31 protein-coding genes are annotated in these 26,043 nt (G+C 49.5%); 24 read left to right on the top strand and 7 right to left on the bottom strand.

Annotation, left to right across the window (positions count from 1 at the left end; genetic code table 11):
• Window positions 1-124 precede the first annotated feature (124 nt).
• From Q5741_RS00970 to Q5741_RS00960, 3 genes are read left to right on the top strand one after another with little or no spacing between them, the layout of a single operon-like run.
• The gene (locus Q5741_RS00970) at window positions 125-577 is read left to right on the top strand and encodes a flavodoxin (RefSeq protein ID WP_305022173.1); all 453 of its coding nucleotides are present in this window, start codon (window positions 125-127) and stop codon (window positions 575-577) included.
• Window positions 578-608: 31 nt separating this feature from the next.
• Window positions 609-1,328 carry a hypothetical protein gene (locus Q5741_RS00965; protein WP_305022172.1) on the top strand — a complete coding sequence of 240 codons (720 nt, stop codon included), beginning with the start codon at window positions 609-611 and terminating at the stop codon, window positions 1,326-1,328.
• 54 nt (window positions 1,329-1,382) lie between these two features.
• A complete protein-coding gene (locus tag Q5741_RS00960) occupies window positions 1,383-1,682 on the top strand; it encodes an acetyl-CoA acetyltransferase (RefSeq protein ID WP_305022171.1) in 300 nt (99 codons plus the stop codon).
• A gap of 42 nt (window positions 1,683-1,724) precedes the next feature.
• Here Q5741_RS00960 and Q5741_RS00955 read toward each other — a convergent pair whose 3' ends face one another.
• The gene (locus Q5741_RS00955) at window positions 1,725-2,729 is read right to left on the bottom strand and encodes an aldo/keto reductase (RefSeq protein ID WP_305022170.1); all 1,005 of its coding nucleotides are present in this window, start codon (window positions 2,727-2,729) and stop codon (window positions 1,725-1,727) included.
• Window positions 2,730-2,916: 187 nt separating this feature from the next.
• On the opposite strand from Q5741_RS00955, the gene Q5741_RS00950 reads away from it, so the two are divergent.
• The 3 genes from Q5741_RS00950 to Q5741_RS00940 all read left to right on the top strand — a co-directional run bounded on the left by Q5741_RS00950 (window position 2,917) and on the right by Q5741_RS00940 (window position 4,606).
• The gene (locus Q5741_RS00950; protein ID WP_305022169.1) at window positions 2,917-3,570 is read left to right on the top strand and encodes a hypothetical protein; all 654 of its coding nucleotides are present in this window, start codon (window positions 2,917-2,919) and stop codon (window positions 3,568-3,570) included.
• A gap of 106 nt (window positions 3,571-3,676) precedes the next feature.
• On the top strand, window positions 3,677-3,868 hold the full coding sequence (locus Q5741_RS00945; protein WP_305022168.1) for a hypothetical protein: 192 nt from the start codon (window positions 3,677-3,679) through the stop codon (window positions 3,866-3,868).
• Between the two features lie 159 nt (window positions 3,869-4,027).
• Window positions 4,028-4,606, top strand: coding sequence for a hypothetical protein (locus tag Q5741_RS00940; RefSeq protein ID WP_305022167.1), 579 nt, complete (start codon window positions 4,028-4,030; stop codon window positions 4,604-4,606).
• A gap of 89 nt (window positions 4,607-4,695) precedes the next feature.
• On the opposite strand, the gene Q5741_RS00935 is transcribed toward Q5741_RS00940, so the two are convergent.
• Together Q5741_RS00935 and Q5741_RS00930 are read right to left on the bottom strand one after the other, a co-directional pair.
• Window positions 4,696-5,538 carry a metallophosphoesterase family protein gene (locus Q5741_RS00935; RefSeq protein ID WP_305022166.1) on the bottom strand — a complete coding sequence of 281 codons (843 nt, stop codon included), beginning with the start codon at window positions 5,536-5,538 and terminating at the stop codon, window positions 4,696-4,698.
• A 231-nt stretch (window positions 5,539-5,769) separates the two neighbouring features.
• Window positions 5,770-6,039, bottom strand: a complete 270-nt coding sequence (locus Q5741_RS00930; RefSeq protein ID WP_305022165.1) for a hypothetical protein — start codon at window positions 6,037-6,039, stop codon at window positions 5,770-5,772.
• 205 nt (window positions 6,040-6,244) lie between these two features.
• Here Q5741_RS00930 and Q5741_RS00925 point away from each other — a divergent pair, with 205 nt between their 5' ends.
• From Q5741_RS00925 to Q5741_RS00900, 6 genes are all read left to right on the top strand, one after another.
• The gene (locus Q5741_RS00925) at window positions 6,245-6,595 is read left to right on the top strand and encodes a hypothetical protein (RefSeq protein ID WP_305022164.1); all 351 of its coding nucleotides are present in this window, start codon (window positions 6,245-6,247) and stop codon (window positions 6,593-6,595) included.
• An 85-nt stretch (window positions 6,596-6,680) separates the two neighbouring features.
• Window positions 6,681-7,667 carry a ketoacyl-ACP synthase III gene (locus tag Q5741_RS00920; protein WP_305022163.1) on the top strand — a complete coding sequence of 329 codons (987 nt, stop codon included), beginning with the start codon at window positions 6,681-6,683 and terminating at the stop codon, window positions 7,665-7,667.
• A gap of 73 nt (window positions 7,668-7,740) precedes the next feature.
• Window positions 7,741-7,935, top strand: coding sequence for an H-type small acid-soluble spore protein (locus Q5741_RS00915; RefSeq protein WP_305022162.1), 195 nt, complete (start codon window positions 7,741-7,743; stop codon window positions 7,933-7,935).
• 16 nt (window positions 7,936-7,951) lie between these two features.
• Window positions 7,952-8,128 carry a hypothetical protein gene (locus Q5741_RS00910; RefSeq protein ID WP_305022161.1) on the top strand — a complete coding sequence of 59 codons (177 nt, stop codon included), beginning with the start codon at window positions 7,952-7,954 and terminating at the stop codon, window positions 8,126-8,128.
• Between the two features lie 219 nt (window positions 8,129-8,347).
• On the top strand, window positions 8,348-8,806 hold the full coding sequence (locus Q5741_RS00905) for a GNAT family N-acetyltransferase (RefSeq protein ID WP_305022160.1): 459 nt from the start codon (window positions 8,348-8,350) through the stop codon (window positions 8,804-8,806).
• Window positions 8,807-8,850: 44 nt separating this feature from the next.
• Window positions 8,851-9,063: a hypothetical protein gene (locus Q5741_RS00900; RefSeq protein ID WP_305022159.1), complete on the top strand. Its 213-nt coding sequence runs from the start codon at window positions 8,851-8,853 to the stop codon at window positions 9,061-9,063.
• A gap of 50 nt (window positions 9,064-9,113) precedes the next feature.
• On the opposite strand, the gene Q5741_RS00895 is transcribed toward Q5741_RS00900, so the two are convergent.
• From Q5741_RS00895 to Q5741_RS00880, 4 genes are all read right to left on the bottom strand, one after another.
• Window positions 9,114-9,395 carry a YxcD family protein gene (locus Q5741_RS00895; protein ID WP_305022158.1) on the bottom strand — a complete coding sequence of 94 codons (282 nt, stop codon included), beginning with the start codon at window positions 9,393-9,395 and terminating at the stop codon, window positions 9,114-9,116.
• A 3-nt stretch (window positions 9,396-9,398) separates the two neighbouring features.
• Window positions 9,399-9,842, bottom strand: a complete 444-nt coding sequence (locus Q5741_RS00890; protein ID WP_305022157.1) for a hypothetical protein — start codon at window positions 9,840-9,842, stop codon at window positions 9,399-9,401.
• 107 nt (window positions 9,843-9,949) lie between these two features.
• On the bottom strand, window positions 9,950-10,516 hold the full coding sequence (locus Q5741_RS00885) for a PadR family transcriptional regulator (RefSeq protein WP_305022156.1): 567 nt from the start codon (window positions 10,514-10,516) through the stop codon (window positions 9,950-9,952).
• A gap of 161 nt (window positions 10,517-10,677) precedes the next feature.
• On the bottom strand, window positions 10,678-11,244 hold the full coding sequence (locus Q5741_RS00880) for a beta-class carbonic anhydrase (RefSeq protein ID WP_305022155.1): 567 nt from the start codon (window positions 11,242-11,244) through the stop codon (window positions 10,678-10,680).
• Between the two features lie 129 nt (window positions 11,245-11,373).
• Here Q5741_RS00880 and Q5741_RS00875 point away from each other — a divergent pair, with 129 nt between their 5' ends.
• The 12 genes from Q5741_RS00875 to hfq all read left to right on the top strand — a co-directional run bounded on the left by Q5741_RS00875 (window position 11,374) and on the right by hfq (window position 25,910).
• The gene (locus tag Q5741_RS00875) at window positions 11,374-12,897 is read left to right on the top strand and encodes a carboxypeptidase M32 (protein WP_305022154.1); all 1,524 of its coding nucleotides are present in this window, start codon (window positions 11,374-11,376) and stop codon (window positions 12,895-12,897) included.
• A gap of 173 nt (window positions 12,898-13,070) precedes the next feature.
• Window positions 13,071-14,066, top strand: a complete 996-nt coding sequence (locus Q5741_RS00870; RefSeq protein WP_305022153.1) for an ABC transporter substrate-binding protein — start codon at window positions 13,071-13,073, stop codon at window positions 14,064-14,066.
• 44 nt (window positions 14,067-14,110) lie between these two features.
• On the top strand, window positions 14,111-14,887 hold the full coding sequence (locus Q5741_RS00865; RefSeq protein WP_305022152.1) for an ABC transporter ATP-binding protein: 777 nt from the start codon (window positions 14,111-14,113) through the stop codon (window positions 14,885-14,887).
• 16 nt (window positions 14,888-14,903) lie between these two features.
• Entirely contained in the window at window positions 14,904-15,719 is an 816-nt protein-coding gene (locus tag Q5741_RS00860) for an ABC transporter permease (protein WP_305022703.1), read from the top strand.
• A 206-nt stretch (window positions 15,720-15,925) separates the two neighbouring features.
• On the top strand, window positions 15,926-16,900 hold the full coding sequence (locus Q5741_RS00855) for an aromatic acid exporter family protein (protein WP_305022151.1): 975 nt from the start codon (window positions 15,926-15,928) through the stop codon (window positions 16,898-16,900).
• A 79-nt stretch (window positions 16,901-16,979) separates the two neighbouring features.
• Complete coding sequence (locus Q5741_RS00850; protein WP_305022150.1) at window positions 16,980-17,540, top strand: outer spore coat protein CotE; 561 nt, start codon at window positions 16,980-16,982, stop codon at window positions 17,538-17,540.
• A gap of 104 nt (window positions 17,541-17,644) precedes the next feature.
• On the top strand, window positions 17,645-18,919 hold the full coding sequence (locus tag Q5741_RS00845; RefSeq protein WP_305022702.1) for a putative amidoligase domain-containing protein: 1,275 nt from the start codon (window positions 17,645-17,647) through the stop codon (window positions 18,917-18,919).
• Between the two features lie 162 nt (window positions 18,920-19,081).
• On the top strand, window positions 19,082-21,802 hold the full coding sequence (mutS, locus tag Q5741_RS00840; RefSeq protein WP_305022149.1) for a DNA mismatch repair protein MutS: 2,721 nt from the start codon (window positions 19,082-19,084) through the stop codon (window positions 21,800-21,802).
• A 35-nt stretch (window positions 21,803-21,837) separates the two neighbouring features.
• Window positions 21,838-23,838 carry a DNA mismatch repair endonuclease MutL gene (gene mutL, locus Q5741_RS00835; protein ID WP_305022148.1) on the top strand — a complete coding sequence of 667 codons (2,001 nt, stop codon included), beginning with the start codon at window positions 21,838-21,840 and terminating at the stop codon, window positions 23,836-23,838.
• A gap of 58 nt (window positions 23,839-23,896) precedes the next feature.
• Window positions 23,897-24,685, top strand: coding sequence for a class I SAM-dependent methyltransferase (locus Q5741_RS00830; RefSeq protein WP_305022147.1), 789 nt, complete (start codon window positions 23,897-23,899; stop codon window positions 24,683-24,685).
• Entirely contained in the window at window positions 24,669-25,649 is a 981-nt protein-coding gene (gene miaA / locus Q5741_RS00825) for a tRNA (adenosine(37)-N6)-dimethylallyltransferase MiaA (protein ID WP_305022701.1), read from the top strand. The genes Q5741_RS00830 and miaA overlap by 17 nt, the downstream gene beginning before the upstream one ends.
• Window positions 25,650-25,667: 18 nt before the next feature.
• Entirely contained in the window at window positions 25,668-25,910 is a 243-nt protein-coding gene (hfq, locus tag Q5741_RS00820; RefSeq protein WP_305022146.1) for an RNA chaperone Hfq, read from the top strand.
• Window positions 25,911-26,043: the final 133 nt, after the last annotated feature.

Genomic DNA, 26,043 nt, shown 5'->3' with positions numbered 1-26,043 from the left:
CCTTTATCGATACTATTGACAATGATAATCATTATCATTTATGATTTAGCTGTATTCAGCAAGGACTACAGACATTACTTTTGCGGAGCAAAGAATCATAATTTTATAAAAGTGAGGGGACGGGATGGGAAAACTATTCATCGTGTATGCCAGCCTGACCGGTAACACCGAAGAGATTGCAGAGCTGATTGCTGAAGGTGCAGGGGAGAATGCAGGTGAAGTGAAGCTAGTCTCCTGTAAGGATATGAACTCTACAGAAATATTGGAGCATGACGGTGTTCTGATGGGCTTATATACCTGGGGAGATGGCGAAGTGCCAGACGAATTCATCAACTTGTATGAAGAGCTGGATGGGATGAATCTTACGGGGATACAAGCGGCGGTATTCGGAAGCGGTGATCTGGCCTACGCCCAGTTTTGCGGTGCAGTTGATCTGGTTGAACGGAAGCTGAGGGAGAGGGGAGCTTCCATCGTTCAGGAAAGTCTGAAAATTGAATTTCATCCGGAAGGGGAAGAAAAAGAACGGTGCCGCCAGTTTGGGAGGAGGGCTGCAGAACTATTGGCAGGTGTTGATTGATTTACTTTTCGATTGGAGGAGGGGAATACGGATGAATGATAACGTGACGAGGGATGTGCCGGTGTTATTTGATTATCAGTTGGAAGCGTTTTTGAAGCGGACAGATGGCGATTGTCTTAAGAAGGAGACACGAAGCAGCTGTCTTTGGCGTCACCGTGCACAATATGCAGTAAGCCATACCCTTAATGAGTTCTTCGCTATGGAACCCTTAATCCGGCAGGAAATACCTATAGCTTATCTGCTTGAGAAGTGGTGGCCACCTGGACTGGAAGGTTTTGATTCTCTCCAGCAATATTGGGAACTGAAGCAGACTTTCGGTGACCAGCTGTCAAGGATCGCTGTGGATTTACAGGAATTACCCCGGCCTTTTCTTCTGTATGATGAGCAGCATGTGTACGTTCCCGAACTCCGCTCGAACCTTTCGGTCCTTGTGCAAGCAGCTTGGCTTCATACGGATGGCGGTAAAGCTGAACAACTGGAAATACATAAGTTTCTGATCAGCTATCATGAAGAAGTTATAAGAGCGGCAATCTCTTTGCTAAATGTATTCTGCTGGAACGCTTTTGGCCAAATGCCTGAAGTGATTCATATCCATTCTTTACTGGAAGGCCGGCAGATATCCACGAGGTCCGAGGAATGTCATCTCCGAGCTTCCATGGATTATGTCAGGTTGGCTGCAGGCAGCTGCCTCTATATGAATCAGGAGGGGACTGCGGCAAACGGAACAGACCAATCTGTTATACAGCAGTGACCTTGGGCGGGCGGATGCATAGAATGTGGTATCTTGATTGACGGAGGTACAACAATGCAGTTACCAAGATCGCAACAAATTATTTATCAGGCAGAACCTTCTCATGTCCACATGATTAAAGGTCTGAAACAGAAATTCGAACATTCCTGTAATCCTTACCTGAATCACAAGGTCAGAGTAGAGACGCTTGATGGTGTCACATACGAGGGCATGCTGGTCCAAATGGACGGCTGTCATGTTCATCTTCAGGTTCAAGGCGGGTATGACCGACGCGGATTGTACAATCCGTATTACTATAATCAGATTTTGCCCCTCGTCCTGTTCGACCTGCTGACAATTACATTGTTATTATAATGCATAAGCCCCTTCCGCTTTTAAGCGGGAGGGGCTCTTTATTTATTTGAAGCGGTATTGACGTGGTTCAGTAAACCAGAAGCTTCCGTCGCCTGAGAAATCCTTATAGGGACTCGGAGAAATTTGATCTACCAGGTCCAGATCATCCTGCGTCAGCTCAACTTCTAATGCTTTCAGATTATCCTGGAGCTGCTGCTCGCTTCGTACGCCGATGACGGGAATGACCCCGGGCCGCTGCAGCAGCCAGGCCAGCGCAAATTGGCTGAGCTTGATCCCCTTCGCTTCGGCCCGCTCGGCCAGCAGCTCAACCTTCTCCAGCTTTGCTCTGTTATGTGGGGCCTCCGGATCCATTCGTTCACCGCGCGAATTGTCAGGGAGAGGCTGACCCAGCCTGTATTTACCAGACAACCACCCTCCATCCATGGGAGAGTAAGCGAGAGTAGCCAGTCCATGACGTTCACTGGCAGGCAGTATCTCTTGTTCGATGTAGCGGTTAAAAAGATTAAAAGAAGGCTGGTTCGTCACAAAACGTTCCAGATTCCTCTTCTCGCTCACCCACAGAGACTCTACAATCCGCCAAGCTTCGAAATTGGAGCAGCCGATATACCGGACCTTGCCTTGAGTTACAAGATCATCCAGAGCTCTCAGTGTCTCGTCCAGCGGCGTGTTCGGATCCGGACGGTGAACCTGATAGAGGTCGATGTAATCGGTCTTCAGACGCTTCAGGCTGGCTTCAACCTGACGCATAATCCGGTAACGGCTGGCACCTTCCCCATTGGGACCTTCTGCAGTGCGAACCTTGAACTTTGTCGCGACGATGACCTCATCCCGGCGTCCTTGAATGGCTTTACCGATAATCTCTTCGGTCGTTCCTTTTCCATAGGTATCCGCAGTGTCGATAAAATTAATGCCTGAATCCAAAACACGCTTGATCACCGCAAGGGAGCTCGTCTCATCCATGTCCCAGTCCCCGTACGTCATCGTCCCCAGACAAAACCGCGACACCTGCAGGCCGCTCCGTCCCAGATATGTATATTCCAATGTCATTCCTCCTGATTCACTTGAGATGGATTTGATAAGACTTCTATCTATTATAAACTTGTGCGTACTGAAGACGCTATTCCTCCTGGCGAGGACAAAGGCAATACTGAAATGGAAATATACAAACTTAAGGAATTTACCTAGAATTATCTAAATAAATTAAAACAAACAGGTTTGTAAAAGGGGTGAAGTCATGGATGTCATGGCCTTTAACGATTGGGGCAGCTTCTGGGGTGTGTTCAGACTGTCCATTTTGTCCAGCTTGCTCGGGGCATTAATCGGTCATTATTCCAAGAACGGTGTGATCCAATTACCCTTATTTGTCATACCTTATGAAAGAGGTGAATGGGTAACAGCCATTTTAGGGCATGTATCCATATCATGGGTACGCCTGATCTTGAATATAATATTGACACCAATGGATTTTGTGCGTTTTCTGCTGGGTATTCGATGGAGTCAGGAGCAGGCCGGGAAGCGGGCTTATTTTGAACTGGGGCTGCTCGGAGACATTCTGATCGGTATCGGAACAGGTGTGCTGGCCAAAACGGCGACCGAGATGGCGCAGACACAAAACGTATTCGCAGAAATGAGCGCAGCCTTTATCGCAGGTTTTGCCGGCCTTTCCTATATACGGGAACGACAGCGCAAGGACTTGGACCCGGGAGACAGCGAAGGGAAGCTGGATCCGAGTATTGTTGCACTGCCGATGGATCACCGTGGTTTAGCTGCTCCTAATCCTGAAGAAGGTGAAAAATCCTTGCTCGCAGTAAAAAACTCTTCAGATGACAAGCGGTTAACGAGTGAAGAACCAAAGGATCGTGGTTCCAGCTTCTCTGACTCCTGTTAACGGGATCGGCGGTGTGTCCGCCGGAATGCGCCGGCCCAAACGCGATAATCTTTGCAGATAACAATCTATTCTAATCCCTTTAGAGGAAGCAAAGGAGGTACGTTTGATGCGGCGCAAAATAGAAGTCACTCCCAAGGAGTATGACGAGTTGAAGAGGCTGGCTAAAATCGTGAACGATACGACCGCACCTGTCGGCCAGCGCCGATTAGCCAAAGCCGAGTATGAAGCGATTCTGCGGTTGGCGAAGAATCGGCCGAGTACACCTATGAGGAGCACGCATACTGTCAGAGCATTTTGATTGACCGTAGCATACTGGATGTAACGAGTGTGGTGCGGGCTGTGTTCCCGCAGGACCAGAGCTATAAAAATTATAGTAAGCTTTGTCCATGGCACTCGGACCCTCTGCCGAATCTACTGTAAGCAAATGCAGTCGCTTGCATAGACAGGAGGGAAGGGTATGGCGATACCGGCAGGAACCTGTGTCGGAGTTCTTTATTACCGGCTGGTCAAAGGAGTCTGGACATTTGGTGTCCATAATGGCAGTACGAGGAATACGGTAACAAGTCAATCGGTCTTGATACTTGGTCATGTAAGCAATGAGGAGCAGTTCAAGAAGAAACGGCCTGAGGCGCTGCTGTTCTATAAAACACTGCAGGAATACCAGGCAGCGCTTAAGAAGCCCCCCAAGCCAAGTGTAGGCAGCGTGTTCGGGGTACGGGTGGCAACCCGTGAGATCCTGCCCAATTCCAAGCACCCTTGTGTGGCTTTCCTGCAAACCGTAGGGAAAAAGAATAAATCAGGAACAGGAATAGTCACCGAGACGATTGCACATAATGGCAAGTTCCTGCAGTATACTTCTCCAAGGGGGAAGGTCTACAATAATGTAGCCCCTGCTATCCAGAGCATCTCTGACGATCCGGGCGGCACGTTGCTGTACGCTCATTACAACTTGGCTTCCAAAGGCAGCGGCCGTTATAACCTCGTAAGTGAAACCATAACCAAATCCGGCATTACGGCTCTGAGATTTCTCCATTAAGCGGTGAAAATAAACAAGAATAAGACAGCAGATCTCCTTGCACGGAGGTGCTGTCTTTTTTTATACGAATAAAGTCATTTGCAGCTAGTCTACAGCTGCCATGAGATCGGAATTTTTTTGGTGGTGATGACACCGCTGTTGACGGACAGCTCCACAATGTGGTTGATCTGATTTTTGTCGAGAGCGGCTCCTGCTCCACCGGAGATAATGGCAGGCTTACCGTTGATCTGAAACCTTTTGTAAGCATGAATATGTGAGAACAGGAAGAGAGAGACATTGCTTTGTTTGGTCAGTTTCAGGAATTCATCTTGTCCGAATTTCCAGTCGCTGGGTGGTACGTGGGTTGTAATAATAATATTTTTGGCCTTGGTCTTTAGTTGTTCTTTGAGATAGGCCAGCTCGCTGGGCGGTAATCCGTATGGGCCGCTACCCGTGGGACCAACAGAGTTTAATCCAATGATTTTGATAAAAGGGATTCGTAACGCAAAATGAATAGCGGAAGGCCCAATGATGTTTTTGTAGTTATTCAGCGAGGAATTTCCATTCGTACGCGTGCTCTCATGATTACCCACGGCCACAAACACAGGGGTATCAGGTACTTTTTTATTCACTTTCTTCTTGAAGAAATTCAACTGCTCCTTGGTGCCGGTGAAAACAATATCGCCCCCGTGCAGGAGAAGGAGCGGTTTCTTGCTGCGGCTGACATTCAGCGCTTCGTTCAGCACGGCTATGCCTGTCATATTCCCTTCAGCAGCCCAGCTGTCTCCCATATAGATGATTTTGAAATGGTTCGGATCAAACTTTGGTGAAGCCAGAGATTTACGCAGCCACACTTTGGATTGATCATACAGCGTGCTGCTTTTGGCACGGACAGCCTTTACCTTTACCAGCTTGCTCTGCTTCATCGTCAACTTTTTTTTTCCAGACCTCATACGGCCAGATCATCCTCTCTGATATCAAAGATCGATATGCTCCCGACTCCATGGTCAAGAAGCCATCAGGCTACAGTGTATGGTTTTTAGAGGATGAAGAATTAGACGATGGCCTAGGGTTGAAGAATTATCCGGCCGAATATTCTGGATCAGACATGCACGAAATTGATAATAAGTAAGAAGCCCTCCATTGGGAGGGCTTAGTGAGCATAAACGAATTACAATTTCTGGTTACAGTGTGATCGCCCGGTGAGGCTTGCTGTAGTGACTTGTTCCACCGCCGCCCACGAGAACCTTCCCGCCTTTATTAAATACCAACAATTTTCTTTCATTATTGGACAGCAGTACCTCGACACGGGCATTATCGGTCTTGGCGATATAGGTTACATACCCGCTGTCAGTAACTACAGTACGCCAGTTGCGGTCAAATTCGGAACGAACAACACGGCTCGAATAGACCTGGTTTTCAACACGGCCTTGTGATTTGTTTACTTTTTTCATTGCTAGCAGCTCCTTTGCAATATGAGGATGATGACAATCTAGTATATTCACCGCAGTAGGAACTGGTTTGGGACAGCTGTCTGATCTTCATTTTTATGCTGCTGCTGCCGATACATAGTAGAGTATGACTGTTTTCCCTGTATCTAGAGAGGACTGTATAATGAGGTACTGCTTACTTATATTGCGAGACGGAGGAAGATTCGTTATGACTCAAAAAGCATTCAGCATTGAAATCAATCGAGCAAACAAAACGATGGACATGATGGTATCAGGCACATTCACCCCCCAGGATTACGACAACTTTGTAAAGGACTATGCCGCTAAAACCGGTTCAATCGATGCAAAGGAATACACGCTTGTTGTAGACTGCAAAACGATGAACCTGCTGGGACCAAGTGATGTTGAAGGGCTTAGCGCTTCATTCGTCCGTTACAAAGAAAGCGGGTTTCAAAAAGTAGTATTTATCATCACGCAAGCCCAGACGCTGATCAAAATGCAGCTTGGCCGTGTTGCACGCGGAGCCGGCCTGAGCAATGTGGAAGTCGTTGTTGAATAGCAAGATGCCCTGAACAGAACTTCGTACATGAAGTTTTGTTCTTTTTTTCCCAAAAACAGATCATTGCAGGATAGGAGTACTAAATATGAGCCATATTCGCATCCACTCGTTGGAAATCTATCACCCAGAGCTCTCCGTGGATAATTCTTTTTATATCGACCACTTTGACCGCCGCGGTAATGATATCCGCAGACTTATGAAACATATGGGCCGGGAACGCAGATATATTATTGATAACGAAGAAGAAAATACACTGACCATGGGGATTGCTGCAGCTGAGAAAGTGCTGGCTCGCGCAGGAATGACGGGCGCTGACATGGATATGATTGTGTTCTCCACACAGGTGCCGGAGACAACCTTCCCCGCCAATGCTTTGATGCTGCACCATGCTGTTGGCGCACCTTCCCATGCCATGCTGTTAGATTCAAATGCAAACTGTGCAGGCATGACTGTGGCTGTGGACCATGCGGCGCGATATATGCTGACGAGCCCATCAGTAAAGCGTGCTTTGGTCGTAGGCTCCGATTATAATACGCTAATTGCTAATCCAGAAGATGCTATTACCTTTGCCAATTACGGTGATGCAGCAGCAGCAGTCATTCTCGAACAGACCGAAGAGGAGACCGGGTTCGTGGATTCTATTTATTTTACGGATACAGTCAATCGAGATAAAATCCTATACCCTCCGCAAGGGTTGGCAAGCGCAGTGAAAGGGACTTCAACCTCGCATGTCATTCAGTGGCTGCCTTTCGACGGCAGTGTTGCTCTTCCGCATACTTATGAGATGGTGGAGACGCTGTTGACACGCCATGCTCTGACCGTGCACGATATCAAGGCTTACTGCTTTTCGCAATTGGTGCTGCCGAATCTGCAGCATTTTCAGGAGCATTTTGCCGTTGATCCCGACAGGATGATCTATGTAGGGGACCGTTTCGGATATACGGGGACAAGCAGTCCGTTCATTGCGCTGCATGATGCTCTGGAAAGTGGACGCGTACAGCGTGGGGATTATGTGCTCTTCTGGACCGTTGGAGCCGGTTACCAGCTCATCGCGATGTTGTTCAAATATTAATCAAAACCGAATAATCCCCTCCAATCTCGCGCATAGTAATGTCGAGTATTGATTCACAAGGGAGGTTCCTGGTATGAATGTTCAGCGGGTACAGGAGATTGCAGGTTCTCCGGTCATGGCGAATGTGTGGTGCGAAGGCGCGCCGGTGTATATTCAGCATGTGGATGAGCAGCTTGAGACGGCTCGTATCTACCCGCTGCATCGGCCTGAAGAAGAACGGGAAGTACCTTTGTACACGTTGATGGAACAGGATCAGCCACTGCGATAGGAAGGGAGACACATCCATGAAGAAAGTAAACCCACAGGACGCAGCAGAGGCGAACAATCTAAACGATCATGATCGTACGGATGATGTGGTTCGCGAAGTTCCTGCCACTACGAACGCCAATGACGCTGTGGCAGCACTAACTTCTCATATTAACAAGTATGATCTGCCGGATGAACTGGAGGAAAACCAATAAGATCGAGCACGCACAGTGAAAACTGATGCGTGCTTTTTAGTTATAGTGTACGTTAATATTAGAGGCAATGTTAGATAAGAGAAGATAGATAGACTGTCTGGTATAAGCATCCTATTCTCTATATAGCAGAAGGCAGGTTGCGCAGCGCGCCGGTTACATAGCAATAGAGCGTATCGTATTTTGACACTTTATAAATGAACTCAAAAAGGAGAACAATCCATGAAACAATCTTATGATATTGTTCAAGCGACGCTTCAGGACTTGGAGGAAGTTGCCTTCGTTTTTAATGAGTACCGGATGTTCTATGCACAGGAGACAGATGTGCAGCGCGCACGGCAGTTTTTGACTGAGCGCTTGGAGCGCCGCGAATCCATTATCTTTATAGCCAAAACAAGCAGCCGGACAGCACTTGCCGGGTTTGCTCAAATTTACCCTGTATTCTCTTCCATCTCCATGCAGAGATCGCTGATCCTGAATGATCTCTATGTAAAAGAAACAGATCGCGGGCGTGGAGTAGGACAGCTTCTGCTGGAAGCTGCTAAAACCTATGGTAAACAACAGAAAGCGAAGGAACTGGTTTTATCAACAAGCATAAATAACACCACTGCCCAGCGTCTGTATGAAAAGAACGGATATGTGAGGGATGAAGAATTCACCCATTATTATCTGAGTCTTTAAGATTGAACAATATTAAATCCGAATGATGTAGGGGGGTCGTTAGCATGATTAAACTGTCAAAAGAAGAAATGATTATTATTGTGCAGAAACTGCTGAACGGAGAAGGAAGCGAAGAGGAAGAGCATCAGTGGATGGAGAAAATCGAATTCAGTGTGCCTTGTCCTGATATAAGCAATCTTATCTATTGGCCTGAGGAAGAGCTTTCTGCCAAGGAAATTGTAGAGAAAGCGCTGAGTTATAAAATCATACAGCTGTAGATGCATGAAAAAAGCTCCCGACCGTTAAGGGTCGGGAGCTTTAGTATTATTTAATCTGTAACTACATGAGCGGTGATCTCTTCATCAAGATCGAGACTGACTTGTTCACGATAAGCACGAATACCGTATTCGCTGTTCAGGTAACGCAGAATGGACTCTATCATGTTGGCCTCAACCAGATACTGGCTTCTGCCGCTGACCCATACCTCTGCAGTATATCCTGTCTCTTCATCCCAGCTAAGCTCCACCTGGACATCTGTCGGGCGGACGCCTTTGCGTTCCGCTGTATGCAGACAGATCGCATTAATAATTTCGTCCATACTGAGAATCATGAATTAGTACCGTCCACGACTGTCGTCAGGTTTGCGACGATTCTTGAAGCCTCTGTAGATCGCCACCACGATAACGACCAGCAGATAAATAGCAAGCAGGTTAATAGCGAGACCAAGCAGGTTACCCAGGAAGCCCATATTGCCGAACAATCCACCAAACAGCATGCCGGCCAGACCGCCGACGAGCAGACCCTTCATGAATCCGCCGCCGCTGAAGAAACCGCGGTTAGCTGTTGTTCCGGAAGTTGTACCGGACTTGTTGGAATTGGTGTTCGATTTGGACACGTTGTTATCGGCTTTCTTAGGTGTTGTTGTATAAGAGCGTGTGCCGGAACTGAATCCGCCTCCGCGTTTGGCGTCAACTGTGCTTGGTGCAATCGTTGTAGCGAACAAAAGGGTGATGGTCATCAGGATCATCATCAGATTCTTTAATTTAAAATTTTTCATAAACGTTGAGTTACCCCCTGTAAAGTATGTGTTGGTGTATATCAGGTAATACGTGCAGAAACCAGAATGGTTTCAATTTTCATTTAAAATTGTTTTGATCTGTGCAGCTAGATGCTTGAGACAAGTTTCTCCTGCAGGCTGGTGGTTCCTTCACGGGGAATCATGCCCAAAACCATCTGGCACCATTCGAGGCCAGCACGTGCATTCATAAGGCCCTTCTGGATCAGGATAAATTCTCCGAACTCCGGGCTGCCGAAAGTGGGTGTATGCTGCGGTCGTGAGGCAAGAAGGGATTCAAAATAATCAATACGTTCCAAAAAGTGCCGTTTGCGTTCCGCCACCATGCGGCGTGCACCTTCTTCCTCTGTCAACCACAGGCAGAACAGTCTCAGACTAAGCTCATCCCGGGTGACCGGTGCTGACAAATGACTGAGCATCCATTCCTGCAGAATTTCACGTCCATGCTCGGTTATACCGTACATCTTCTTGTCAGGCTTGTCGGATTGCTGAATCCAGCGGGATGAGAGCAGGTTCTTCTCTTCCATTCTGGACAGCAGAGGATAGATCTGGCTGTGCTTGGCCTGCCAATAAGGCTGAATTTTGAGCATGAGGTCGTATCCGGAAGATTCCTCGCGGGCGACCATGCCCAGCAAGCCGTAAGATAACAAGTTCATCGGACGACTCTCCTTTGCTATTATAACGGCCTGCCGTGTAACCTTTGCGACCGCTTACTTAAAAGTGTACACTATCACTGTATGGTTTGACAAATTTGCTGCAGCAGACACAAAAAGGGCACGGATCGAAATCCGTGCCAAAAAGCAAAGTAGAGAGAAGTCTATTGCCGTTCGTACCCGTTCACGACCTGATCTAATCTCCCGGTATCGGGATCAATGATCATACCATGAACCGGTGCGTTTGGGGGGAATAGGGGATGACTGCGGATCATCTCCACGGTATTGATTACCCCGTCACTGACGTTATCAAACCCTTTCAGCCACTTAGGAAGCTTGATCCCGATATTTTCAATCGTATTCAGAACTTCCTGCGATACACCGCGCTCAAGAATATGACCAATCATCTTCTCGGAATCGAGGGAAGCCATGCCGCAATCGTAATGACCGACCACGAGAACCTCTTCTGCTCCGAGCTCGTACAGGGCGACCATGATACTGCGCATGACGCTGCCGAATGGCTGTGAGACGATCGCGCCGGCCGTTTTAATAATTTTTACATCACCGTTACGCAGGTTCATAGCTTTGGGGAGGAGCTCAACCAGACGCGTATCCATACATGTGACGATAACCATTTTTTTGCGTGGGGATTTGCCATTCTGATATTTCACATATTCCTTAGATTCGACAAACTGACGGTTATGCTCCAAAATCTCTTCAATATGGTTCATGATGATTCCTCCGTTCAATGACTGATATCAAGGCAGAGAGTTAGTGACCTGCTGCTAAAAGTTGATTATATCCCTATCGGTAAGTATCATCAAGAAGAAAGGAAAATTACGGAGAGGGGAATAACTGCCATGACGCTGCAAACCACGGATCAACTGCAAGCATTCAAACAATTGGTACGGAAAATTAAAAGCTATCACGAGGCGATTGGCCTTCTTCATTGGGATATGAGGACCGGAGCGCCGCGCAAAGGTACAGAAATCCGTTCCGAGACAGTGGGTGTATTAACAGCCGAAGCCTTTCGTCTGGAAGTTTCGAATGAGATGGAACAGCTGCTGGAATATTTGACTCAGCCGGATGTCCTGAAATCGTTATCGGATGATGATCGCCGTCAGGTGGAGAACAGCAAGAAGGACTATGACCTCAACCAGTCTGTGCCTGCTGAGAAAATACAGGAGTACAGCGTTCTGTCTGCCAAAGCCCAGACTTACTGGGAAGAAGCCAAGCACAACAGTGACTTTCCGGGATTTGAGCCTTACCTGTCCCAGATCGTGGCGCTTAAGAAGGAATTTATTGATTATTGGGGTGTGAAGGACACTCGATATGATACCCTGCTGGATATGTACGAGCCTGATATGACTGTCCAGAAGCTGGATAAAGTGTTTGATAGGGTGAAAACGCGTCTGGTGCCGCTGCTCGAGAAAATCCAGGCGTCCCCGAACAAACCGGATAACTCCTTTATGAAGCAGCTGTTCAGCGAAGACCAGCAGGAGAAATTCGGCCTGTTTGTTCTGGAACAGATGGGGTACGATTTTGATGCTGGCCGTCTGGATGAGAGTGTTCATCCTTTCGCAACCGGACTAAATCCGGGGGATGTGCGGATTACGACCCATTATCTGCAGGATGACGTTACAAGTGCGATCTTCAGTTCCCTGCATGAAGGCGGACATGCCCTCTATGAGCAGAATATTGATCCGAAGCTTGCAGGTACGCTGCTGGCCCAAGGCACCTCTATGGGAATACATGAGTCGCAGTCCCGGCTGTGGGAGAATATGATCGGCCGCAGCCGTCCGTTCTGGGAGCGGTATTATGGTGATTTGCAGAAGCATTTCCCGGAGCAGCTGAAAGATGTAGAGGTTGAACAGTTCTATCGTGCTGTCAACCGTGTGGAGAACTCTTTGATACGGATCGAAGCCGATGAGCTGACGTACAATCTTCATATCATTATCCGTTACGAAATTGAGAAGATGCTTTTCAACGAAGGACTTGATGTGAAGAAGCTGCCTGAAGTATGGAATGCAAAATACCAGGAATATCTGGGGATCACCCCGCCGAATGACGGACTCGGTGTCCTGCAGGATGTACACTGGTCCGGGGGAGATTTTGGTTACTTCGCTTCCTATTCGCTAGGAAATATGTATGCCGCGCAGATTCTGGTGACACTCCGCAAGGAAATGCCTGAATTCGACACCTATATTGCGAAGGGGAATCTGCTCCCGATTAAGGAGTGGCTCAGTGACAAGATTTATCGCTACGGAAAGAGCCGTACACCATCTGAGCTGATTCTTGCCGTCACCGGTGAGGACCTGAATCCGGATTATCTTTGTGATTATCTGGAGAACAAATATAACGAGATCTATAACTTGTCGCTGTAATTCAATTGACAGTGACCGTCAAGCTTCTTTTTGATAAACCGCTGACGCGTGCGTCGGCGGTTTTTGACATGGGAAAATACCTCTCCCATTCGACTAACAGGCAGGTTCCCTTTCGGTTCCGGGCGCATATGGTATGAATATAGCCATAGCGCATAGGAAGTGGAGGGATCTCGATGAAGGCAGGCAGCTGGAGAACGTTCGGCATGCTGCTGTCCGCTCTGGCATTGACCGGTTTAGTGCTCAGCGGCTGTGGCAGCAAGTCAGGACTAATCAAGGTGAAATTGGGGGAAGTGGCACGCACTGTATTTTATGCACCGCAGTATGTTGCACTCAGTCAGGGAATGTTCAAGGAAGAAGGACTTGATGTGGAGCTTACGACAACGCCAGGCGGTGATAAAGCGATGACAGCCCTGCTGTCCAATCAATCTGATATTGCACTGATTGGTGCAGAAACTTCGATATATGTATACCAGCAGGGAGCTGAGGACCCGGTCATTAACTTTGCACAGCTGACCCAGACTGACGGGACCTTCCTGTTTGCCAGAGACGGCATTGGGACTTTTGAGTGGGATCAGCTGAAGGGCAAAGAATTCCTGGGGCAGCGCAAGGGAGGCATGCCGCAGATGGCAGGGGAATTCACTTTAAAAAAGCATAACATCGATCCGCAAAAGGATATTAAGCTGGTTCAAAATATAGATTTTGCTAATATTGCGTCTGCTTTTGCCTCGGGAACCGGTCAATATGTACAGCTGTTTGAACCTCAAGCCTCCATCTTTGAGAAGGAAGGGAGAGGGAAGGTCGTGGCATCCTTCGGGGTTGAGAGCGGCAGACTTCCTTACACGGTCTATATGGCGAAGCAAAGCTACATCAGTAAAAATAAGGATACGATCCGTAAATTTACAGCCGCCATTCAGAAGGCACAGGATTGGACAGCTGCGCATTCGCCCGAAGAAATTGCCGATGTCATTCTTCCTTATTTCAAGGATACCGACCGGAATATCGTTATAAGTGCCGTTAAACGCTACAAGGAGCAGCAGACTTATGCCGCGGATCCGGTCATTGATGAGGCAGAATGGAATAACCTGCTGGGTGTCATGACCAGTGCAGGAGAACTGAAAGAAAAAGTGGCACCGGATCAAATCGTCGACAACAGCTTTTCTCAAAAATAACGGCCTGATCCGCTGCGGTGCCGTCCGTGAAAGGAGAGGGACGATTGCAGCCTTTAGTTGAATTAAGGGATATCTCCCACGTATATGTTACGGATCAGGAAGCCTCACTTGCCATTGAAGAAGTCAACTTAAACGTTCGCCAGGGTGAGTTCCTGAGTCTTGTCGGCCCCAGCGGCTGCGGTAAAACGACCCTGCTGTCGATCATTGCGGGTCTGATCCGTCCGGCTGCAGGGGAGGTCCTGTTAAACGGCCATAAGGTCGCAGGGCCGACATCCCAGGTCGGTTATATGCTGCAGCAGGATTATCTGCTGCCTTGGCGCACGATTCTGGAGAATGCCGTATTAGGACTTGAACTGACAGGACGCCTTGACGAACCCGCCAAAGCCCGTACACGAAGCATGCTTGATGGTATGAATCTTGCTGGTGCCTATGATCTTTATCCTTCCCAGCTGTCGGGCGGTATGCGGCAGCGGGTAGCGCTGGTACGTACACTTGCGATGGATCCGGATCTTCTGCTGCTCGATGAGCCGTTCTCAGCGCTGGACTACCAGACCAAGCTGCAGCTGGAGGATCTTGTTGCAGATATTCTCCGCAGCAGAGGCAAGACGGCTGTACTGGTCACGCATGACCTGCAGGAAGCGGCTGCCATCAGCGACCGGGTTATTGTGCTGGGACGTAACCCGGGACGGATCCGGCGGGTGTTCGAGATTCCGGAGCATATCCGGGAAGCGCAGCCTTTCTATGCCAGGGAACAGGAAGGGTTTACAGAGCTGTTTCATGAAATCTGGAGGGAGCTGGAAGCTGTCGGCGGGAAGGAGTGAGTAACCTTTGAATGACATGCCGCATAAAGCGCGCGAGAAATGGCTGCTGGAGCTGCACCTTCAGCATCAGGTACGGAGAAGATCCTACCGGCGCCAGGTTTTGACCGTTCAGCTCTCCATATTGTTCCTGCTGTTCGCATTGTGGGAAGCAGCCGGCCGTCTGCGCTGGATTGATGTTCTGCTGTTCAGTTATCCAACCAAAGTATTCGGGCAGATCTGGAAGGATGCCTGCAGCGGAGAGCTTTGGGTTCATCTGGGCATGACGGTAGGTGAGACGGTGACTGGCTTTGTACTTGGCACACTGTTCGGTACCCTGCTGGCCGTGCTGATCTGGTGGTCTCCGTTTCTGTCGAAGGTGCTGGATCCCTATATGGTTGTCTTCAATAGTATGCCCAAAGTAGCGCTTGGCCCGATCTTTATCGTGATGTTCGGAGCCGGCTTTAATGCGATTGTGGTGACAACCTTATCAATCACAGTCATTATAACGACGCTGGTCGTATATAACAGCTTTAATGAAGTCGATCCCCAATTCATTAAGCTGATCCGCAGCTTCGGCGGCGGGAAGAAGGATATTTTCCGCAAAGTCGTACTGCCCGCTTCATACCCGGCTATTGTCTCAACCTTAAAAGTGAATGTAGGCATGGCATGGGTGGGTGTAATTGTTGGTGAATTTCTTGTCGCCAAGAATGGACTTGGATACCAGATTATCTACGGGTTTCAGGTATTCAACTTCACGCTGGTGATGTCAAGTCTGCTGATCATTGCTGTGGTAGCTGCTCTGATGTATCAGGGGGTCGCCTATATCGAGAAAAAGCTGCTTTCCAGCCGTTAAGGTGCTGCGGAAGCGGCTTTTTTTATAGGAGTATTCCCCTCCCAATATGACGCTGACCGTTAAGTTGTATACAAGTTGAAAATCAAGTACCATAGATCAAGTGCTATAATATGCGGCTTACTAAGGATCAACATGGAATAGTAAAGGATCAGCATGCAGACAGATTCATACATACTGATCAGCCAAGAGAAGAGTGAGGTAGTTAGATGGGGTTCAGGGTAATCAAAACAGCCATTGCATCATTAATGGCGGTGCTTATTGCCGATTCGCTGGGGGTACACGGAGCAACCTCAGCTGGCCTGCTGGCCATACTTGGAGTGGATGTGACCCGGAAGAGAAGCTTGCGGACGATCTCTGCGCGATTTTTTGCTTCGGTGGTCGGACTTCTTTTTGCTTGTGTGCTTTTTGCAGTATTCGGATTTCATTACTGGGTGCTCGGTGCGTACATTCTGACCGCATTCCCGGCGATCGTGCGCGCAGGCTTTAAGGAAGGAATTGTCACCGGGTCCGTCGTCGTTTTCCGCGTGTTCAGCGGCGGCGTCATTGATCTCGATGTGCTGTTGACCCAGTTGTGGCTGCTGTTGATCGGTCTTGGATCGGCGATGGTCGTCAATCTGGTGTATATGCCGAAGGCAGACAATACGCTGCTTCATATCCGTCAGGACATTGACAAGCTGTTCTCGCAGATCTTCAAGAACATTTCCGATACGCTCCATTACCCGGACAAGGTATGGGACGGTAAGGAAATTATTGAAGCAGATCAGGCGATCAGCCGAGGACTTACCATCGCCAGCCGGACACTTGAGAATCAGGTGCTGAATCCGCAGGAAAACTGGAATATTTATTTTTATATGCGTAAGCAGCAGCTGGATTCGATTCAATTCATGATGCATCTGATCTCCCAGGTGTACGAGCATCTGCCTCAGGCCGAGTATGTCTCGGAATTATTCGAGCAGTTGAGTATCGATGTCTTGTCCGAGCATTATACGGGGCGTACTGAAACCCTTCTTGCTCATGTAGAGGAAGAATTCCGGGCCATGGATCTGCCTACCACTAGGGAAGAGTTCGAGATTCGCTCAGCGATCCTGCAGCTGTGCCGGGAACTGGCTTTTTACCTGAAAATAGCGAAAAAAGACAAGGCGCCGACGCCTGTCCCGTCCCGGTCGCAGTCTTCAATATAATCATAGAAAATAGTTGTCACCCTAGACGAATGTCCTGCATACACTTGTAGTGAATGATTGTATGGAGGAGGTTCAAAAGATGTCATTGAGTCATAAGAACTCATTTAGAGAAATCATCACCAAGGCGATCTGCGGAAAGGGTCGCAAGTTCTCTACCATTGCTCATACCGTGACTCCGCCCAATAATCCGACCAGCATTCTGGGGGCATGGATTATTAACCATCAATACGAAGCGGTTTCGGCAGGGGACGGTGTTGAGGTCATTGGTACGTACGATCTGAACATCTGGTATTCGTACGATAAGAACTCACAGACCGATGTGGCCAAGGAAACAGTATCGTATGTAGAGCATGTGCCGCTCTCGTATCTCGATCCGAAGCATCGGACTTCCACCGTTGAGGTATCCGCGGAGGCAACGCAGGAACCCAGCTGTGTGGAAGCCAGTGTATCTTCGGGCGGCGGCAATGTTGTTATCCGTGTCGAACGAGAGTTTGCGGTTGAGCTGGTTGCCGAAACTAAGGTCCGCGTCAAAGTATACCCTGGCGAGGGTGGTTATTTTGAAGACAAGGACTATGACTTCGGCGCTGAGTCCGGTGATTACGAGGACCTGGATCCTGATCTGCTGGATGACGAATTGTAATTCATATTTAACTTTGAGGGTTGCTTTACTATATGCGCCGTGTCCGGCTGCGTAGAGGGCAGGAGCCCTCCTTTTTGTTTTTTTAGGCCATTTATTTGAAGATCATGCCCTGCCCAAAGGGGGGAGCGGTTACGAAACTGGAGAATGAAGCCACATCTATACAGCAGTTCAGAAATTGGAGCATGCTGGAGAAGAAAAGGAGGCTTGAACGGAGCGGCATTCCAGTCCGCTTTGGCCGGAATGCTGTTCACAGTAGAGGTCTGACCCAGCATTATGTGATCCAGACCGCACATTTTCGGACATTGCAGCTGGTGCGGGTCATGCACTCGGCTGGAAGAGTGACAGGTCGTGAGGAGATGTCACTCGAACAGGAACTGCCGATCCAGCAGCGCAGAATGATTCGAATGGCCATTAAGGCGCTTTATACATTGGGCCTGGATGCCGGAGAAGTTCGTATTTCTGCTGTGTCTGACGGCAAATACGCCGTTCATGAAATCATGGCCGAGCCTTGGAAGGAAGACGCCGTGCTGAAGTCCTTATATCTGAAAGCAGTTAAGGAGCATGCTGAGGAGCTTCAACATGAAATGCTGGAGCCTGCACAGCTTCTAATCGGGATGGATCCGGAGTTCGTGCTCGTGCGGGATTCAGACCGTAAAATTGTACCGGCATCACGTTTTCTGGATCGTTTCGGCCAAGTGGGATGTGATGCGGTAATCCGGGGAGGAAGACGTTCCTATCCGATTGCCGAATTAAGGCCCATTCCGAGTCGTGATCCGCGAGGTCTGCTGCACCATCTGGTGCAGACGCTCTCGCAGGCTTCAGGTCGGATTACCGACCGTACGCTGATCTGGCAGGCCGGTTCCATGCCGCAGCGGGGACTGCCGCTGGGTGGACATATTCACTTCAGCGGTGTTCTGCTGACCGGTGATCTGCTGCGAGCGCTCGATCACTATCTTGCGCTTCCGGTAAGTCTTCTTGAAGATCGCAGGGGAGTCGGGCGCCGGCCGAAATACGGGGTACTGGGAGATTACAGGAGCAAAAGCTATGGGGGGTTTGAATACCGGACATTGCCCAGCTTCCTGGTCTCCCCGCTGCTCGCCAAAGGTGTGATCGGACTGGCTTACCTGATTGCAGGCAGTTATCGTCAGCTCAAACGGCGTGATCTGGATCAAGAGGAACTGCACCGTGCTTATTATGAGGGTGATCCAGCGCCCCTCCGTGCAGCAGCGGGACCGATTCTTCAAGATCTCCGCAGTCTGAAGGCGTACGCGAAATACGAATCATATATTGAGCCGCTGCTTCAAAAGGTGGAGAGCGGGAGTACATGGGATGAAACCCGTGACATCCGTTCGTTCTGGAAACTTCCAACCGGCCCTTGAGCAGCGGCCGTTTTTTGCTATTGCCGTTTTTGTAATAGTTTTTGTTATAATAGAGATCTGGTGTTCTCAGTGAAAGACAGAGCAAAATAAGCTGTTTTACAATTGGCCAGCTGCTGCAGCTGATGGGCAGCCGGCGCCTGTATTCGATTTGGAGGGTAACTCATGGCTACATACACGCCTATGATTCAACAATATTTAGCTGTCAAAGAGCAGGCGAAGGATGCCTTTTTGTTCTTCCGCCTCGGTGATTTTTATGAATTATTTTTTGATGATGCCCTGCTGGCTTCCAAGGAACTGGAGATTACGCTAACTGGACGTGCCGGCGGCGGTGACGAGAAAATTCCAATGTGCGGGGTGCCTTACCACTCTGCCGAGAATTATATTCAGCGTCTGATTGAGAAGGGCTATAAGGTTGCAATTTGTGAGCAGCTGGATGATCCGGCAGCGACCAAAGGCATGGTCCGCCGTGATATTGTCCGTGTCATTACGCCTGGAACTGTCATGGAGGGCAAGACGCTCGGGGACAAATCCAACAACTACATGGTCTGTGTATCTGAGACGGACGGGATGCTTGCGCTCTCGGCATGTGATTTGTCGACAGGAGAATTGTATGCCACGTCGGTTCTTTACTCCAAGGAATGGCTGAAAGACGAAATTAACATCTACGAGCCTTCTGAGATTATCGGTGACGGCCATCTGCTGGATCTTATTGGAGCCGAGATGGTACCGCTCGGACGCAAGGTCCTCTTCACGGTTTGGGACAAGCATAAGGACGATCTCGTCCAGAGTCAGTTCGGCGCTGCTGCCTGGGCACGGCTCAGCCGGGAACGTCAGGTTAATGTCTCGAAGCTGATCGGTTATCTAAGTGAAACACAGAAGCGCTCTTTGGGTCAGCTGACCCATATTGAGACATATGAGCCGGATCATTTTATGATCCTTGATCCGTTCACCCGGCGTAATCTGGAGCTCGTTGAGACTGTACGGGAGCGCTCCAAGAAGGGATCGCTTCTATGGCTCCTGGACCAGACCGAAACCTCGATGGGCGGCCGCCTGCTGCGCCGCTGGATCGACAAGCCGCTGCTGACCCGTTCGGCGATTGAAGCCCGGCTGGAAGCGGTAGACAAGCTGTACAACCAGTTTATTCTGCGTGAAGATATCCGAGAGCAGCTGAAGGAAATATATGATCTGGAACGCCTGGTTGGCCGGATTGCCTTCGGCAATGCGAATGCCCGGGACCTGATCGCCCTGAAGCTGTCCCTCTCAAGAATACCGGCATTGAAGGAACTGTGCACAACCTCGCCGTCCGAGACACTGCAGCGGATTGCGGACGAGCTGGATGAGTGTGCAGATCTGTGCGAATCTATCGATCAGGCGATTGTTGATGAGCCTCCTGTCTCCGTAAGGGATGGAAACATTATTAAGCTGGGTTATCATGATTATCTGGATCAGCTGAAGGAAGCCAGTATCAACGGTAAACGCTGGATTGCGGAGCTTGAAGCGCGTGAGCGCGAGACGACCGGGATCCGTTCCCTCAAGATCGGATATAACAAAGTGTTTGGTTATTACATTGAAGTTACACGATCGAATCTATCTTCGCTTCCGGAAGGGCGTTATGAACGCAAGCAGACACTCGCCAATGCGGAGCGGTTTATTACGCCTGAATTGAAAGAGAAGGAAGCCTTGATTCTGGAAGCCGAGGAGAAAATGGTGGACCTTGAATACAGCCTGTTCACCGAGCTGCGGAGTATGCTAAATAATGAAATTCAGCGGCTGCAGAAGCTGGCAGAGCAGGTGGCCGAGATTGATGTTTATCAGTCTCTGGCGGCTGTCAGTGCAGAACGAGGGTTCGTTAAGCCGGCTCTGAGTGATGGTTACGATCTGGTGATCGAGCAGGGACGCCATCCTGTAGTGGAATCCGTGATGAAGGACGGGGCTTTTATATCCAATGGAACCGCACTGGAAAAGGATCATGCCCATATTCTGCTCATTACAGGTCCTAACATGGCAGGGAAAAGTACGTATATGAGACAGGTTGCGCTTATTTCGATCATGGCGCAGATCGGCTGCTTTGTACCGGCTGATCGGGCCGAGGTGCCGATCATGGACCGGATATTCACCCGGATTGGGGCAGCGGATGACCTGATCGGCGGCCAGAGTACATTTATGGTCGAGATGGCGGATATTCAGGTTATGACCGAAAAGGCAACACCCCGAAGTCTGATTATTATCGACGAACTTGGACGGGGCACATCAACCAGTGAAGGCATGGCTATCGCACAGGCGGTTATCGAATATGTACACGGGACGATCGGCTGTAAAGCGCTGGTATCCACTCATTTTCACGAACTGGCCCATTTGGAAGACAGCCTGCCGTCTCTCTCAAATTATTCCATGGCTGTTCAGGAGAGCGGTGACAAGGTCAATTTCCTGCGCAAGCTGATTCCCGGTGCAGCAAGCAGCAGCTACGGCATCTACTGTGCCCGTCTGGCCGGCCTGCCTGAAGTCATCATTGACCGGGCGAATGGACTGCTCCAGCAGCTGGAAGAAGTAACAGCCCAGATTGCCGGAGGCTCGGATCGGTTACAGCCGGTAAGGGGACGGACAGAGGCTGCGCAGCCTGAACAGATGGAGCCCAGTGAAAAGATGGATCAAATCGAACGGATACAGAAGGGATCCGACATTATTCAACTGTCCATGTTTGATGAATCTGAACCAGGGACTCTGGAGTCGGCTGCGCCTGCTGCAGTCCATGTATCTGAAGCTCGTAATCCGCTGTTAGAAGAGATTATCAAGGAAGTCAAGCAGGTGGATATGATGAACATGACACCGCTGCAGGCTATGCAGCTGCTTAATGATCTGAAGATGAGAGCACGGGATCTGTAAGAAGGCTGTTAGAGCCGATTCGGAAAGGAGACGTTATGGCCAAAGTTCAGGTATTAGACGAGCATATCGCCAACCAGATTGCAGCAGGCGAGGTCGTGGAACGGCCGTCTTCTGTAGTCAAAGAGCTGGTGGAGAATGCCATTGATGCAGGAAGCACACGGGTTGATGTCCACGTTGAGGAAGGCGGGCTGATGAGTATCCGGGTCGTTGATAACGGCGAAGGTATTCATCCTGATGATGTCGAGACTGCTTTTTATCGTCATGCTACCAGCAAAATTACACATGGACGCGACCTTTTCCAGATAACCAGTTTGGGTTTTCGAGGGGAGGCGCTGCCAAGTATTGCAGCTGTATCCAAGGTGGAGCTGCTTACCTCGGATGCTGAAGACGGCCAGGCCCGCCGGATCGTCATTGAAGGCGGCCGCCTGCAGACCCACGAAGATGCGGCAGGGCGCCGCGGCACAGATTTTACAGTGAAGGAATTGTTTTACAACACGCCGGCAAGGCTTAAATATATGAAGACCATTCAGACCGAGCTGGGCCACATCTCAGATGTTATGTACCGGATGGCCATGTCGCATCCCGAGATTGCCTTTACTCTCAGGCATAACGGCAACACGCTGCTTCAGACCATGGGGAATGGTGACCTGCTGCAGGTCATTGCTGCTATATATGGAACTTCTGCGGCCAAGAGCATGCTTCAGCTTGAAGCGGAAAGTCTGGATTACCGGATTGGCGGTTTTGTCAGTCTGCCGGAATGGACCCGGTCCAACCGCAATGCCATGTCGACGATTATTAACGGGCGGTTTGTCAGAAATTACGGCTTGAACCAGGCTATCCTTAAAGCCTATCATACATTACTGCCGATCAACCGTTACCCGCTTGTTGTTATGCAGCTCGAGATGCATCCGTCCCTGGTGGATGTGAATGTCCATCCGGCGAAGCTGGAAGTGCGCTTCAGCAAAGAGCAGGAGCTGTATGCCTTTGTAGAGGAGAGCGTTAAGGAACTGCTGCAGCGCCAGGTGCTGATTCCTAAGGTCGTCAAGCAAAGTCTCGGGCGCAGTGACAGCAAATCATTTATTCAGGAACAGTTTCATTTTGATAAAAAAGCGGCCCCGAGTTCACAGCCTGAACTGGAGAAGCGGGATTCCAATCCGCCTTCAGCAGATTCCGGCAGCATGAATAACGTTCCGTCATCTCACCAGGCCGAACAGTTCTCTACGGGGTCTGTGCCCCGGCGGGAGTGGACGAAGCCGCAGAATCCGGATCCAAGACCACAGCAATCCTGGGATACATCCGTAAAGGAAAGTGCGGCGGCAGCTTCGTATCAGACGGAGACGAAAGAACCGCGTGAACGTAGAGAGCAGAACTCCTATGTCCAAGAGCGAGGCTCCGGCGCGGCACTCAGCCGTCAGCAGCTTGAGATTTTGGCGAGTCCTGCACCAGAACTGCCGGCTTTCCCTCAGATGACAGTGATCGGCCAGCATCATGGAACGTACTTGATCGCCCAGAATGAAGACGGCTTGTATCTGATTGACCAGCATGCGGCGCATGAACGGATTAATTATGAATTTTATTACGAGAAGTTCGGCAAGCCTGCGGAAATTTCCCAGGAGCTGCTGCTTCCAATTACATTGGAATTTACGCCGTCAGAGTCAGAGAAGCTGAAGGAGCGGCTGCAGTGGTTTGAACAGGCAGGGGTATATCTGGAGCATTTTGGCGGCCAGACCTTCCGCGTCAGTTCCTATCCATATTGGTTCCCTAAGGGAGAAGAGCAGGATATCATTGAAGAAATGGCGGAGTGGGTGCTGAGTGAACGGGCAATAGATTTGGCCAAGCTGCGTGAAAAAGCCTCCATTCTCTGCTCCTGCCGGGCCTCAATTAAGGCCAACCAGAAGCTGACCGAGCATGAATCTGAAGTCCTGCTGGATCGTCTTGCCGCGTGCAGACAGCCCTATACTTGTCCGCACGGAAGACCTATTGTTGTTTCTTTCTCCAGCTACGATCTGGAAAAATTGTTTAAACGAGTAATGTAATTTCATTGCCATATCTGAATACGCCCTTACATGAATATGCAAGACATCGGAGGAAAATATGTTAATTACTACAGGGGATACGGACAACCCTGAATTGTTCAAAAGGGCAGCGTCTCTGGCGGAGCATACCGGGTCCTGTTATGTTCCGCGCAGAGGCATGTCACTTGGCAAGCTGGTACAGCGCAGCGGCGGTGAGCAGGATGTCATTGTCGTCATCCAGAACGGGGCTAGGCTGGTTCGTCCTGGTCAGGATCCGCTTACGTTCCATCCGAGCATGGGGTTTATACGTGCCAAGCGTATTCTCAAAGGAGAGCAGGACCCGATGCTGGAGGCAGCCAGGCTGGAGCCTGGCGACACAGTGCTGGACTGTACAGCAGGGCTGGGAACGGATTCCCTGCTGTTCAGCGTAGGTACAGGCCGTGACGGTAAGGTCATCGCTATCGAAAGCTCGGAATCATTATATGCTTTGTTAAAAGAAGGGATGTCGTATTATCGTTCAGGGCTGCAGGCGGTCGATGAGGCATTGTCGCGCATCGAGCTCCACAGATCGGAGCATCTGGATATCCTGCGCGAAATGCCGGACCGCAGCGCGGACGTGATATACTTTGACCCTATGTTCCGTGACCCGATCCTCGATTCCAGCTCGATCAGCCCGCTGCGCATGTTCGCCAATCCGGAAGCCCTCGCTGAGGAAAGTATCCGGGAAGCCTGCCGTGTCGCACGCAAAACGGTAGTGCTCAAGGAAAAACGGGACAGTACAGAGTTTGCAAGACTGGGCTTCACCAAGGTGGAACGCGGCCAGACCAAAACGATATACGGAGTGATTCATGTTGACCGCCTTAACTAAACCCAAGCTGCTCGTCCTGGTCGGACCGACGGCCATTGGCAAGACACGAATGAGCATTGAGCTTGCCCGAGAATTTAATTGTGAAATTATTTCCGGTGACTCCATGCAGGTCTACAGACATATGGACATTGGAACAGCTAAAATCAAACCAGAAGAGATGCAGGGGATCCCGCATCATCTCATAGATATCCACGAGCCGGATTTTCCATTTTCCGTTGCCGCTTTCCAGGAGGAGTGCCGCCGTCTCATTCCGGAAATTACCCAGCGGGGCAAGCTCCCTTTTATCGTTGGCGGTACCGGTTTGTATGTCGAGTCCGTCTGTTACGAATTCCAGTTCTCGGAAGTGGGAGCTGATGATGATTACCGCAGAGAACTGGAGCAGTTTGCTCTTGAACATGGGGCTCAAGCTCTTCATGACCGTCTGCGAACCATTGATCCGACAAGTGCGAACCGCCTTCACCCCAATGATCAACGGCGCGTCATTCGTGCTATGGAGATTTATCATGTGAGCGGGACGACCCTGTCCTCTCAGCTGGCTGCCCAGAAGAAAGAGTCTCCGTACGACTTGTGTCTGATCGGTTTGACAATGGATAGGCAAATGCTATATAACCGTATAGAAGACCGTATTGATGAAATGCTGCAGCAAGGACTTGTTGAAGAAGTGGCTTCCCTGCTGGAACGCGGTGTGAAAACTGAATATATTTCAATGCAAGGTCTGGGCTACAAAGAGATTGCGGCCTATTTGCAGGGTTCGGTGTCCTACGAGGCGTCAGTGGAATGGCTGAAGCGTGACACTCGCAGATATGCCAAGCGTCAGCTGTCCTGGTTCCGGCACATGAAGGATATCCATTGGATCGATGTGACGGATACTGCAAATTTTTCTGACCATTTCACAAAAATCCGTGATCTGGTGGCAGGAAAGTTTTGGACAGACCTTGAATATACTTCAAAACAATCCAAATGATTATTGGGGGTACGGCTAATGAACAAGTCCATTAACATCCAAGATACGTTTCTAAACCAGTTGCGCAAAGAAAATATCCCTGTGACAGTATATCTGGTTAACGGTTTTCAGGTGCGCGGCACCATCAAAGCGTTCGACAATTTTACGATTGTCATCGACAGCGATGGACGTCAGCAAATGATTTACAAACACGCAATCTCCACCTTCACTCCACAGCGTAACGTCTCGCTAATGCAGCAGGAGCCTAGTACGGAATCCTAAAATTATTGAAACTTTCTCATGAATGAGCACGTTTAAGTGTATAGCAATGAGCCGGAGCAACCTTGATCAGGTTGTTCTTTTCATTACGTACAAGAATTGGCAGGCTTAACCAAAGAGAACAGAGAGAGAACCT

Origin of the sequence: Paenibacillus lacisoli (genome assembly GCF_030580655.1) — a bacterium.
Classification (GTDB): Bacteria; Bacillota; Bacilli; order Paenibacillales; family Paenibacillaceae; genus Paenibacillus; species Paenibacillus lacisoli.
This window is presented reverse-complemented; position numbering and strand designations above follow the sequence as displayed.

What these genes read in the sequence shown, in the direction of transcription:
- Q5741_RS00970 (WP_305022173.1), top strand. Translation starts at nt 125, where the DNA reads ATGGGAAAACTATTCATCGTGTATGCCAGCCTGACCGGTAACACCGAA.
- Q5741_RS00965 (WP_305022172.1), top strand. Translation starts at nt 609, where the DNA reads ATGAATGATAACGTGACGAGGGATGTGCCGGTGTTATTTGATTATCAG.
- Q5741_RS00960 (WP_305022171.1), top strand. Translation starts at nt 1,383, where the DNA reads ATGCAGTTACCAAGATCGCAACAAATTATTTATCAGGCAGAACCTTCT.
- Q5741_RS00955 (WP_305022170.1), bottom strand. Translation starts at nt 2,729, where the DNA reads ATGACATTGGAATATACATATCTGGGACGGAGCGGCCTGCAGGTGTCG.
- Q5741_RS00950 (WP_305022169.1), top strand. Translation starts at nt 2,917, where the DNA reads ATGGATGTCATGGCCTTTAACGATTGGGGCAGCTTCTGGGGTGTGTTC.
- Q5741_RS00945 (WP_305022168.1), top strand. Translation starts at nt 3,677, where the DNA reads ATGCGGCGCAAAATAGAAGTCACTCCCAAGGAGTATGACGAGTTGAAG.
- Q5741_RS00940 (WP_305022167.1), top strand. Translation starts at nt 4,028, where the DNA reads ATGGCGATACCGGCAGGAACCTGTGTCGGAGTTCTTTATTACCGGCTG.
- Q5741_RS00935 (WP_305022166.1), bottom strand. Translation starts at nt 5,538, where the DNA reads ATGAGGTCTGGAAAAAAAAAGTTGACGATGAAGCAGAGCAAGCTGGTA.
- Q5741_RS00930 (WP_305022165.1), bottom strand. Translation starts at nt 6,039, where the DNA reads ATGAAAAAAGTAAACAAATCACAAGGCCGTGTTGAAAACCAGGTCTAT.
- Q5741_RS00925 (WP_305022164.1), top strand. Translation starts at nt 6,245, where the DNA reads ATGACTCAAAAAGCATTCAGCATTGAAATCAATCGAGCAAACAAAACG.
- Q5741_RS00920 (WP_305022163.1), top strand. Translation starts at nt 6,681, where the DNA reads ATGAGCCATATTCGCATCCACTCGTTGGAAATCTATCACCCAGAGCTC.
- Q5741_RS00915 (WP_305022162.1), top strand. Translation starts at nt 7,741, where the DNA reads ATGAATGTTCAGCGGGTACAGGAGATTGCAGGTTCTCCGGTCATGGCG.
- Q5741_RS00910 (WP_305022161.1), top strand. Translation starts at nt 7,952, where the DNA reads ATGAAGAAAGTAAACCCACAGGACGCAGCAGAGGCGAACAATCTAAAC.
- Q5741_RS00905 (WP_305022160.1), top strand. Translation starts at nt 8,348, where the DNA reads ATGAAACAATCTTATGATATTGTTCAAGCGACGCTTCAGGACTTGGAG.
- Q5741_RS00900 (WP_305022159.1), top strand. Translation starts at nt 8,851, where the DNA reads ATGATTAAACTGTCAAAAGAAGAAATGATTATTATTGTGCAGAAACTG.
- Q5741_RS00895 (WP_305022158.1), bottom strand. Translation starts at nt 9,395, where the DNA reads ATGATTCTCAGTATGGACGAAATTATTAATGCGATCTGTCTGCATACA.
- Q5741_RS00890 (WP_305022157.1), bottom strand. Translation starts at nt 9,842, where the DNA reads ATGAAAAATTTTAAATTAAAGAATCTGATGATGATCCTGATGACCATC.
- Q5741_RS00885 (WP_305022156.1), bottom strand. Translation starts at nt 10,516, where the DNA reads ATGAACTTGTTATCTTACGGCTTGCTGGGCATGGTCGCCCGCGAGGAA.
- Q5741_RS00880 (WP_305022155.1), bottom strand. Translation starts at nt 11,244, where the DNA reads ATGAACCATATTGAAGAGATTTTGGAGCATAACCGTCAGTTTGTCGAA.
- Q5741_RS00875 (WP_305022154.1), top strand. Translation starts at nt 11,374, where the DNA reads ATGACGCTGCAAACCACGGATCAACTGCAAGCATTCAAACAATTGGTA.
- Q5741_RS00870 (WP_305022153.1), top strand. Translation starts at nt 13,071, where the DNA reads ATGAAGGCAGGCAGCTGGAGAACGTTCGGCATGCTGCTGTCCGCTCTG.
- Q5741_RS00860 (WP_305022703.1), top strand. Translation starts at nt 14,904, where the DNA reads ATGCCGCATAAAGCGCGCGAGAAATGGCTGCTGGAGCTGCACCTTCAG.
- Q5741_RS00855 (WP_305022151.1), top strand. Translation starts at nt 15,926, where the DNA reads ATGGGGTTCAGGGTAATCAAAACAGCCATTGCATCATTAATGGCGGTG.
- Q5741_RS00850 (WP_305022150.1), top strand. Translation starts at nt 16,980, where the DNA reads ATGTCATTGAGTCATAAGAACTCATTTAGAGAAATCATCACCAAGGCG.
- Q5741_RS00845 (WP_305022702.1), top strand. Translation starts at nt 17,645, where the DNA reads ATGCCCTGCCCAAAGGGGGGAGCGGTTACGAAACTGGAGAATGAAGCC.
- mutS (WP_305022149.1), top strand. Translation starts at nt 19,082, where the DNA reads ATGGCTACATACACGCCTATGATTCAACAATATTTAGCTGTCAAAGAG.
- mutL (WP_305022148.1), top strand. Translation starts at nt 21,838, where the DNA reads ATGGCCAAAGTTCAGGTATTAGACGAGCATATCGCCAACCAGATTGCA.
- Q5741_RS00830 (WP_305022147.1), top strand. Translation starts at nt 23,897, where the DNA reads ATGTTAATTACTACAGGGGATACGGACAACCCTGAATTGTTCAAAAGG.
- hfq (WP_305022146.1), top strand. Translation starts at nt 25,668, where the DNA reads ATGAACAAGTCCATTAACATCCAAGATACGTTTCTAAACCAGTTGCGC.